Here is a 9,671-nt window from a genome sequence, read left to right as displayed (position 1 = left end):
GGGGCCCCCGCAACCGCTTTCACGAACCGCGGAACGTGTCCCACGCCATCCGCGCGATCAGCACCACCACCAGCCCCACGAACAGCTTGCGGATGAACGGCGTGCCGCCCTTCAGCGCCAGGCGCGTGCCCACCACCGAACCGATGATGTTGGCTGCGGCCATCGGCAGCGCGAACAGCCACAGGATGTTGCCGGTTGGTACGAAGAACGAGATCGCTGCCACGTTGGTCGCCAGGTTCACGACCTTCGATGCCGCTGACGCGCGCAGGAAATCCAGCCCGAAGAAGCGTACGAACAGGAAGATCAGGAAGCTGCCGGTACCCGGCCCGAAGAATCCATCGTAGAAGCCGATCGCCGCACCGATCGCCAGTGCGATCACCAGCTCGCGGCGGCCGATCTCCTGTGGCCGGTGCAACGCGCCGAAGTCCTTCTTCCACAGCGTGTAGGCCAGCATCGCGATCAGCAGGACCAGCACCAGCGGGCGCACCGCGTCCTTGGGCAGCAGGCTTACCGCAGTGGCCCCGGCGAAGGAGAAGATGAAGGCGGTACCGGCCGCGAACAGTACCGGCTTCCACGGGAAACGCACGTTGCGCGCGTAACGCCAGGCAGCCGCACCGGTACCGAACATCGAACTGAACTTGTTGGTGCCGAACAGCATCGCCGGTGTCTGCTGCGGCAGCACCGTGAACAGTCCCGGCAGCTGCACCAGGCCACCGCCACCGACGGCGGCATCCACAAGACCGGCGATGAAGGCGATCACCACCAGCCACCACAACTCGGGGGGAACCAGTTCCAGCACGGCGATCAATCAAGGTGGGGGCGCGACAGCATACGCCCTTCGCCGATGGATGCTGGCGGCGCCCCGCGCGACAATGCGCGCATGAGCCGAAAACCTGCCGATCCCTGTCCCTGCGGGCTACCCGCGGAGTACGCCGCCTGCTGTGGCCGTTTCCATGCCGGCGACACCGTCCCCGACGCCGAACGCCTCATGCGTTCGCGCTACAGCGCGTACGTGCGGGGCCTGGCAGGCTACCTGCGCCAGAGCTGGCATCCGGACACGCGTCCGGTCGAGTTGTCGCTGGATGACGCGCCCGGGCAGCGTACGCACTGGCTGGGCCTGACCGTCCATGAGCACACCGTCACCGGCGCTGACAGCGCCGAGGTGAGGTTCACCGCCCGCTACCGGGTAGGCGGCGGCAGCGCGGTGAAGATGACCGAACACAGCCGCTTCCTGCGCATCGACGGTCGCTGGTACTACCTCGACGCAGTCTGAGCCTCAGCCCGCTGTCCGGCGTTCGCCCGGATCTGGTTGCGGCCGCCGTCCTTGGCTGCGTACAGCGCCCGGTCGGCGGCCTTGACCACCGCTGCCGGGCGCGGGTCCACAAGGCTGTCGGCCAGGCCGATGCTCACCGTCACCTGCACCACCGGGCCGCTGCCGCCGCGCCCGCGTTGCTGACGCCCGGCGTCATCGTCGCGGCTGCGGGTGCTGCGGTCGCGCAGCTGCATGCGGGTGTCCTCGATGCTCTGCCGCAAGGCTTCCACGGCATCCATGCAGGCGTCGGCCGGCTGGCCCAGGAACACCACCGCGAACTCCTCGCCGCCGTAGCGGAACGCACGGCCACCATCACCCACCCGCGCCAGCCGCGAGGCCACCAGGCGCAGCACGTCGTCGCCGGTGTCGTGGCCGTGGGTGTCGTTGAACGATTTGAAGTGGTCCACGTCCACCATCGCGATGCTGTAGGTGCCGCGCGCCCGTTGCAGGGTCTCATTGAAGGCGCGGCGCCCCGGCAAGCCGGTCAGTTCGTCGCGGAACGCCATGTGGAACGACTCCTGCAGCATCGCGCCCAGCATCAGCAGCAGTGCCGCACTGGCCAGCGCAGGCAGCAGCACCGGCTGCAGGAAGACCCTCGGCAGCATCCACCACAGGCACAGCAGCGCCAGCAGCATAGCCGTGTGCAGCGGCCGCGGATGCCGCCATGCCTGCCAACCCAGCGCCGCCGTGGCCAGCAGGAACAGCAGCGCCGGCAGCTGCGCCAGCGCGTTCCAGTCGGCCGGGATCCACGCCCAATGACGGTTCGACAGCAGATCATGCATGCCGCGCGGCTGCTGCGCGGCCAGCAGCAGGAAGATCAGCAATGCCGTACTGCTGGCGACGGAGCGCAACAGCAGGTCGTGCCTGCGCCGCCCACGCTCCGGCCACAACGACAGGCCGGCGAACAGCAACGGCAGCCACGCCGAGATGGCATGGAAGCGCAGCGGTGTCAGCGCGCTGACATGGCCGCTGCGCAGGTAGCCGCCGACATCCTGGTGCAGCATCGCGAACATGACTGCCACCACCAACAGCAGGCAGAGCGCACGCACCTGGTGGTAGAGAAGGGCCAGGCCGGCACCGAGGCACGCCAGCAGCCAGGGCAGAACGCGTTGGGCCGGACTGGCCACGTCTTCGTTGCCCAACGCCGCCCACAGCACCACGGCAACCAGCACGGCGGGCAGCACGAACAGGTAGTGCGCAGGCTGGCGGAGCGGATGCAGGGGCAATCAGGAATTCCAGCGCGGTGACGACGCGGCCGCAGCATTGCCGTTAGCGGCGTTCGGGGCGGCTTCTTGAATGCGGCAGGCCCATCCATGTGAACGAAGTGACGCCGGACCATGACATCGCACTCACCCGCCGGCACCGATGCTGTCGGCATGGACAGCGTACCCGCCGCCGTCGCTGCCCCGCAGCACGATCTCGCCCACCAGTTCGCACGCGTGCGTGCGCGCAGCATGCAACTGGCCGGCCCACTCAGCGCCGAGGACGCCATGCTGCAGAGCATGGCCGATGCCAGCCCCAGCAAGTGGCACCTGGCCCACACCACCTGGTTCTTCGAACGCTTCGTGCTGGCCGGCTTCCCGGCTGCGCCTGCACATGACCCTGCATGGGACTACCTGTTCAACAGCTACTACAAGAGTATCGGCCCCGCCCATGCCCGGCCGCAGCGCGGCCTCCTCTCACGGCCCTCGCTGCAGCAGGTGCATGACTATCGCCAGCAGGTCGATGCACAGGTGCAGTCGCGGCTATCGGCAGGTGACCTGGACCCACACGCGCTGCACAACCTGCAGCTGGGCCTGCAGCACGAACAACAGCATCAGGAGTTGTTGTTGACCGACATCAAGCACGCGTTCTGGTGCAATCCGCTGCAGCCGGCCTACCGCGAGGACCTGCCCACCCCCCCTGGCGCTGCCAGTGCACAGGGCTGGATCGAATCACCCGAGCGCATCGTTACCGTCGGCGCTGCAGCCTGGCCGCAGCACGCTGCGTTTGCCTACGACAACGAATCGCCGCCGCACCGCGTGCTGCTGCCGGCACATGCTCTGGCCGAACGTCCCGTCAGCAATGCCGAGTACCGTGCTTTCATCGATGCCGGCGGCTACCGCGAACCGCGCTGGTGGCTCAGTGAAGGCTGGGCATTGCGTGAAGCCGAGGACTGGCAGCACCCGCTGTACTGGGATGACACCCTGCAGCGCGAATACACCCTGGGCGGTTGGCGCGAACTGGATCCGCACGCGCCGGTCTGCCATCTCAGCTACTTCGAGGCCGATGCCTGTGCCCGCTGGGCCGGGGCACGCCTGCCCAGCGAGTTCGAGTGGGAGGCCGCCGCCGCGTCTCAGGCGGTGCGGGGCCACTTTGCCGATGACGATCACCTGCACCCGCAGGCGGGGCAGGGCAGCGGCCTGCGCCAGCTGTTCGGTGATGTCTGGGAGTGGACTCACAGCGCGTATGGTGCCTATCCCGGCTACCGCCCTTTCGCGGGCAACCTCGGTGAGTACAACGGCAAGTTCATGTGCGGCCAATGGGTGCTGCGCGGCGGCAGCTGCGTCACGCCACGGGGCCATGTGCGCGCCAGCTATCGCAATTTCTTCATGCCGCCGGCGCGCTGGCAGTTCTCCGGACTGCGCCTGGCCAGGGACCTCACATGAGCACCGTTCACGACGCGCTGCAGGCGTTGACCGACCTCACCCCCGGCCGCCAGCAGATCCTCACCGACGTGGTGGCCGGGTTGTCGCGCACACCGCGCCAGCTGCCATCCAAGTATTTCTACGATGCACGCGGCTCACGCCTGTTCGAGCAGATCACGCAGACCTGCGAGTACTACCCCACGCGTACCGAGCTGGCGCTGCTGGCGCGGGTGCTGCCGGACATCGCCCGCAGCGTCGGTCCTCATGCTCATGTGGTGGAGCTGGGCAGCGGCAGTGGCCGCAAGACCGCGCTGCTGCTGGCGGCACTGCAGGACCCCGTGGCCTACACCCCCATCGAGATCTCGCGCGCCGCGCTGCTGTCCAGCATCGACCATCTGGCCCCGGCGCTGCCGGACGTCGAGATGCTGCCGGTCTGTGCCGACTTCACCCGCGCGGTCGCCGTCCCGGCACCGGAACGCGAGCCTGCGCGGCGCCTGTTGTTCTTCCCGGGCTCCACGTTGGGAAATTTCGTCGAAGAGGATGCCGTCGCACTGCTGCGCGCGATGCGCCAGACCATGGGCCGCGATGGCCTGGCCCTGGTCGGCATCGATCTGCACAAGGACCCGGCATTGATCGAAGCCGCCTACAACGATGTGCAGGGCATCACTGCTGCATTCACCCTCAACCTGCTGGCGCGCCTGAACCGCGAGATCGGCAGCGACTTCGATCTGGACGGCTTCCGCCACCGCGCCCGCTACAGCATCGCGCGGCTGCGCATCGAAACCGATCTGGTCAGCCAGCGCGCACAGGACGTCCGTCTGGATGGCCGCACCTTCCACTTCCAGGCCGACGAGCCGATCCGCGTCGAATACAGCCACAAGTACACCGACGACAGCTTCGAAGCGTTGCTGCTGCCAGCGGGCCTGCAGGTCGTGCGGCGCTGGGATGCTGAAAGCCCGGCCTATGGCCTGCGCCTGCTTCGCGCCCTTTAGCCGCCGCCAGCCCGCGCTGCTTCAGGTTCGCCTACGCTGCGCCTAAGATGGCCCTGCAACGGCAACACGGAGGACGCCATGCCCATTCTGACCACGCTCGGCCTGGCGGCCGTGCTCGCCGCGGCACCCGCTTCGACAGCAGCGCCTGCGGCCAGCAGCGATGCCGCTTTCAGCCGCTGCCTGGCCGTCCTGCAATCGACAGCCGCCAGCCAGGGCATCAGTGCCGACCGCTTCAATGGGATTATCGCCGGGCTCACCCCCGATCCCAGCGTGCTCGGCCTGCTCGACGCGCAGCCGGAATTCACCACGCCGATCTGGGACTACCTGGCCGCGCTGGTCGATCGCCAGCGCGTGGACGATGGGCGCGTCCTGCTGCAGCAGCATCGGGCCCTGCTTGATCGGGTGTCGGCCCAGTACGGCGTCGATCCGGCCACCATCGTCGCGGTCTGGGGCGTGGAGAGCGACTACGGCCGTGTGTTCGGCAAGCGCCCGCTGCTGCAGTCGCTGGCCACGCTGTCCTGTGCCGGCCGCCGCCAGCCCTTCTTCCGTGGTGAGCTGCTGGCCCTGCTCAAGTTGATCGACCGCGGCGACCTGCAGGCACAGGGGCTCACCGGTTCCTGGGCCGGCGCCTTCGGGCATACGCAGTTCATGCCCAGCACCTATGCACGCATCGCCGTGGACGGTGATGGCGATGGCCGCCGCGATCTGGTCGGCAGCATTCCCGATGCGCTGGCCTCCACCGCCAATTACCTCAAGCGCGCCGGCTGGCGCAGCGGAGAGCCGTGGGGCATGGAAGTGCGTATCCCGCCCGGTTTCGACGCCAGCCAGGCCGGGCGCACCCAGCGTCGGGCGCTGGCCGACTGGCGTGCGCAAGGTGTGACCGCATTGGATGGCAGCGCGTTGGCCCCGGCCAACCTGCCTGCCGACGCGCGCGCGGCCCTGCTGCTGCCGGCGGGCGGCAAGGGCCCGGCGTTGCTGGTGTTCCGCAACTACGACGCGATCTACAGCTACAACGCTGCCGAAAGCTACGCGCTGGCGATCGCCACGCTGGCCGACCAGCTGCGTGGCGGCACGGGCCTGGCCACGGCCTGGCCGACCGATGATCCCGGTATCGGCCGCGATGAGCGCCGCCAGCTGCAGACCCTGCTGCTGGCCCGCGGCCACGACATCGGAAGCGCCGACGGCATGATCGGTACGGCCACGCGTCGCGCCATCCAGGTCGAGCAGCAGCGCCTGGGCTGGGCCAACGCAGATGGGCGCGCGGGACAGCGTATCCTTCGCACTCTGCAGAACGCGCCGCGCACTGCACCGGTGCCCACGCGTTTCATGCTTCCCAGCAACTACAGTGCCGTGCAATCGCCGGCCATACGGAGTCGATCCCACGTGCAGCAGATCCAGGGTGTACGCAGCGGGCAGTACCAGGGGCTCGATGCCTGGCTGGTGGAAACCGGCGACGCCAGCGCGGCCATCAGTGTGTTTGGCGGCCAGCTGCTTTCCTTCGTGCCCAAGGGCCAGCTGGATCTGATGTGGCTGTCCCCCCGGCGCGCCGAACTGCCCACGCCGATCCGCGGAGGCAGCCCCGTCTGCTGGCCGTACTTCGGCCGCCAAGGCCAGGGCAACGACGTGCCCGCCCACGGTTTCGTCCGTACCGTGCCGTGGGAACTGCAACAGGCCCGTCGCCTGGACGACGGCAGCATCGAGCTCACGCTGGCACCCCCGGTGCTGCAGAGCCTGGACCTGCGATTGAGGATGACTGTGCGCGTAGGCCGCCAGTTGACCCAGCGACTGATCACCGAGAACGTCGGCAGTTCCCCTGCCAGCATCACCCAGGCGCTGCACAACTATTTCCGCGTGGGTGATGCCAGCGCGGTGGATGTGGACGGCGTGGACGGACTGGACTATCTGGACAAGTTCGAGAACTATGCGACGCCGCGTCGGCAGCAGGGCGCCTGGACGTTGCGCGATCCCCGTGATCCCGGGCGCAGCGACCGCATCTACACGCAGGCCAAGGGTCACTATGTCCTGCGTGATCCGGTGCTGAAACGCCGCATCGACATCCGTACGGAAGGAAGCCGCTCGCTGGTGGCGTGGAATCCCGGTGCCGAGGCTGCAGCGAAGATGGCAGATGTGGGTGAGGGCTGGCGCGACTACGTCTGCCTGGAAGCGGCCAACGCCGGACCCGACGTGGTGACCCTGCCGCCGGGTGGCAGCCATGTGCTGTCACAGACATTGTCCGCGGCACCGTGGACACCGGTAACCCGGTAACGAATCAACGCAGCAAGGATGTTTTCATGCAGGACGCACAGTGGTGGTACGCCAACAGCAGGCAGAGCGAAGGACCGGTGGACCTGGCCGCCCTGCGTCGCCTGCAGCAGGACGGCACGGTGACGGCACGCACGCTGCTGTGGCGCGAAGGCATGCCCTCGTGGCGCCCCTTGGCGGAGCTGGAACAGGATTCAACGCCCATCGAGATGGCGCCGGCTCCGGATATCGACACAGCCCCACCGGTTGAGGTCGTTGCGCCAAGTGTCGGCGATCCGTCCGATCCGTATCGAGCCCCCGCCGCTGCATCGGATACGGCTGCCGCCGCGGGGCTGGAGGGCGAGATGGCCTTGTACGCCAGCGTGGTCGGCGGCAACTTCCCGATCTATCGCCAGCGCTGGCGACTGGATCAGGGCATTGCCACCGCCAGTGGAACCTGGCACTGGCCGGCCTTCCTGCTTGGCCCGATCTGGATGATGTACCGCAGGATGTACCGCTTGGCGGCAATGTGGGTCGGCCTGCTGCTGCTGATCAGCGTGGTGGAGACCTTGCTGGATGTGCCCGAAGGCGTGTCGCTGGTCATCACCATCGCGCTCAGCGTCACCACCGGCACCTTTGGCAACACCTGGTACCTGGCACACTGCCAACGCCTGATCGCCCAAGCCCGTGCCGTCAGCGGCGGCGATGACGCACGGCTGCGCAGCGAGCTGACCGCACGCGGCGGCACCAGCGTGGTCGCCACACTGGCCGCCATCGTCATCTCGGTGGTGTTGAGCACCGTCGGCGCCGCACTGGCGGGGTAGGACAGGTCAGCGGCCCTGACGCGGCCGCAGCACCAGCAGGCACAGCGCACCGGCCACCAGGCCCCAGAACGCCGAACCGATGCCGGCCAGTGAGACGCCGGAGGCGGTGACCAGGAAGGTGACCAGTGCCGCCTCGCGGTCCTGCTCTACTGCCAGCGCACTGGCCAGGCTGTTGGCGATGGTGCCGAACAACGCGATACCGGCCACGCAGGCCACCAGCTCCTTTGGGAAAGCCGCGAACAGGGCGGCCACGGTGGCACCGAACAGCCCGATGACAATATAGAAAGCCCCAGCGGCCATGGCGGCGGTGTAGCGCCGTGCCGGATCCTCGTGCGCATCACGGCCCATGCAGATCGCGGCCGTGATCGCGGCCAGGTTCAGTGCGTAGGCACCGAACGGCGCCAGCAATGTATTGACCACGCCGATCCAGCCGATCAGCGGCGACACCGGCGCGTCATAGCCGGAGGCACGCATCACTGCCACACCGGGGATGTTCTGCGAGGCCATGGTGACCACGAACAGGGGCAGGGCGATGCCGGCTACCGCAGTCCAGGACAGGGACGGGGTCACCCATTGCGGCACCGCCAGCTGCAGCTGCACCTGCTGTGCGTGCAGCAGGTCACGGCTGGCTGCGACCGCGATGCCGACCAGTAGTGTGGCGATGACCGCATAGCGCGGGAACAAGCGGCGTCCCGCCAGCCAGGTGGCGAACATTGCCAGTGCCAGTACCAGTTGGGAATTCATGGCCACGAACACGTCCAGACCGAAGCGCAGCAGCACGCCGGCCAGCATGCCGGCGGCCAGCGCCATCGGCACCCGCTGCATCAATCGTGCGAACACCCCGGAGAAGCCTGCCAGCATGCCAAGCACCGCAGCGAGCAGGAATGCGCCGGTGGCTTCAGCGAGCGAGTCGCCACCAGCACCGACCACCAGCATCGCCGCGCCCGGTGTCGACCATGCGGTCACCACCGGCACGCGATAGCGCAGCGACAGCCCGATGCAGGTGACACCCATGCCCAGTCCCAGTGCCCACATCCATGAGGCGATCTGTGCCTGGTCGGCACCGACAGCCTGTGCGGCCTGGAACACGATCACTGCGGAACTGGCGAAGCCGACCAGCACGGTGATGAAGCCGGCGACCACGGCCGGCACTGAAAGGTCGCGCCACCATGCTTGCCGCACCTGCATGTTCATTGCCGTCTCTCCTTGTTGCATCCGTGCATTGATAGCCGTTGCGGCGTTGACCGCGCAACGCGCGGGCAACGCCGCAGTGATCTTCGAGCGTACGTCATGCCTGAAGTCGCGGCGCTCCTGTCATCACCATGAAAAAAAGCCTTGACGAAATCTGCAGGATCTCTAGAATTCGCCCCCTTGCTGCAACGCATCGCTTCCTCGGAAACGGCACGCGATCAGCAACGCCATCACCGGCGAACGAGTTGATCGAACGAAGGTGTTGACGGACTCGGAAAGTCCGGCATAATAGGCGGCTCGCAACGACGAAAGGCCCTCGGGTCCAACGACGAAGCAGCATCGGCAACAACGTCCACTCCGGTGAGACGGCCTTGAAAAAAGGTGTTGACGAAGCGGAAAAGCCGGCTATAATGGGCGGCTCGCTACGAAGGAAACTTCGCAGCACACGGGAACGGCGCTGAGGCCACTTCCCCGGATCTTTGAA

General features: G+C 67.5%; 8 protein-coding genes. 5 read left to right on the top strand and 3 right to left on the bottom strand.

Annotated features, from left to right (window positions below; all coding sequences use genetic code 11):
* Positions 1 to 19: 19 nt before the first annotated feature.
* The gene (locus tag O0J15_RS19400) at positions 20 to 799 is read right to left on the bottom strand and encodes a TSUP family transporter (protein WP_019658763.1); all 780 of its coding nucleotides are present in this window, start codon (positions 797 to 799) and stop codon (positions 20 to 22) included.
* A gap of 81 nt (positions 800 to 880) precedes the next feature.
* Here O0J15_RS19400 and O0J15_RS19395 point away from each other — a divergent pair, with 81 nt between their 5' ends.
* Positions 881 to 1,273 carry a YchJ family protein gene (locus O0J15_RS19395; protein WP_026346891.1) on the top strand — a complete coding sequence of 131 codons (393 nt, stop codon included), beginning with the start codon at positions 881 to 883 and terminating at the stop codon, positions 1,271 to 1,273.
* Here the strand turns inward: O0J15_RS19395 and O0J15_RS19390 are convergent.
* Positions 1,255 to 2,538, bottom strand: coding sequence for a diguanylate cyclase (locus tag O0J15_RS19390; RefSeq protein WP_134732506.1), 1,284 nt, complete (start codon positions 2,536 to 2,538; stop codon positions 1,255 to 1,257). The genes O0J15_RS19395 and O0J15_RS19390 overlap by 19 nt on opposite strands.
* Before the next feature lie 150 nt (positions 2,539 to 2,688).
* Between O0J15_RS19390 and egtB the strand changes: the two genes are divergently transcribed.
* The 4 genes from egtB (at position 2,689) to O0J15_RS19370 (ending at position 7,996) form a co-directional block, all read left to right on the top strand.
* Positions 2,689 to 3,960, top strand: a complete 1,272-nt coding sequence (gene egtB, locus O0J15_RS19385) for an ergothioneine biosynthesis protein EgtB (protein ID WP_019658761.1) — start codon at positions 2,689 to 2,691, stop codon at positions 3,958 to 3,960.
* Positions 3,957 to 4,931 carry an L-histidine N(alpha)-methyltransferase gene (gene egtD / locus O0J15_RS19380; protein ID WP_019658760.1) on the top strand — a complete coding sequence of 325 codons (975 nt, stop codon included), beginning with the start codon at positions 3,957 to 3,959 and terminating at the stop codon, positions 4,929 to 4,931. Before egtB ends, egtD begins: the two co-directional genes overlap by 4 nt.
* Positions 4,932 to 5,009: 78 nt before the next feature.
* Positions 5,010 to 7,196, top strand: coding sequence for a lytic murein transglycosylase (locus O0J15_RS19375; RefSeq protein WP_242015546.1), 2,187 nt, complete (start codon positions 5,010 to 5,012; stop codon positions 7,194 to 7,196).
* Between the two features lie 26 nt (positions 7,197 to 7,222).
* Positions 7,223 to 7,996, top strand: a complete 774-nt coding sequence (locus O0J15_RS19370; protein ID WP_171953161.1) for a DUF2628 domain-containing protein — start codon at positions 7,223 to 7,225, stop codon at positions 7,994 to 7,996.
* A 6-nt stretch (positions 7,997 to 8,002) separates the two neighbouring features.
* Here O0J15_RS19370 and O0J15_RS19365 read toward each other — a convergent pair whose 3' ends face one another.
* Complete coding sequence (locus tag O0J15_RS19365; RefSeq protein ID WP_049412904.1) at positions 8,003 to 9,190, bottom strand: benzoate/H(+) symporter BenE family transporter; 1,188 nt, start codon at positions 9,188 to 9,190, stop codon at positions 8,003 to 8,005.
* Positions 9,191 to 9,671 lie beyond the last annotated feature (481 nt).

It is taken from the genome of Stenotrophomonas sp. Sm10, assembly GCF_030985515.1.
GTDB lineage: Bacteria > Pseudomonadota > Gammaproteobacteria > Xanthomonadales > Xanthomonadaceae > Stenotrophomonas > Stenotrophomonas hibiscicola.
Note: the sequence above shows the minus strand (reverse complement) of the source record. Positions and strands in the feature narration are given on the sequence as shown.

Excerpts from the sequence above, each read along its gene's own strand:
- O0J15_RS19395 (WP_026346891.1), top strand. The coding sequence starts at position 881 with ATGAGCCGAAAACCTGCCGATCCCTGTCCCTGCGGGCTACCCGCGGAG.
- egtB (WP_019658761.1), top strand. The coding sequence starts at position 2,689 with ATGGACAGCGTACCCGCCGCCGTCGCTGCCCCGCAGCACGATCTCGCC.
- egtD (WP_019658760.1), top strand. The coding sequence starts at position 3,957 with ATGAGCACCGTTCACGACGCGCTGCAGGCGTTGACCGACCTCACCCCC.
- O0J15_RS19375 (WP_242015546.1), top strand. The coding sequence starts at position 5,010 with ATGCCCATTCTGACCACGCTCGGCCTGGCGGCCGTGCTCGCCGCGGCA.
- O0J15_RS19370 (WP_171953161.1), top strand. The coding sequence starts at position 7,223 with ATGCAGGACGCACAGTGGTGGTACGCCAACAGCAGGCAGAGCGAAGGA.
- O0J15_RS19365 (WP_049412904.1), bottom strand. The coding sequence starts at position 9,190 with ATGAACATGCAGGTGCGGCAAGCATGGTGGCGCGACCTTTCAGTGCCG.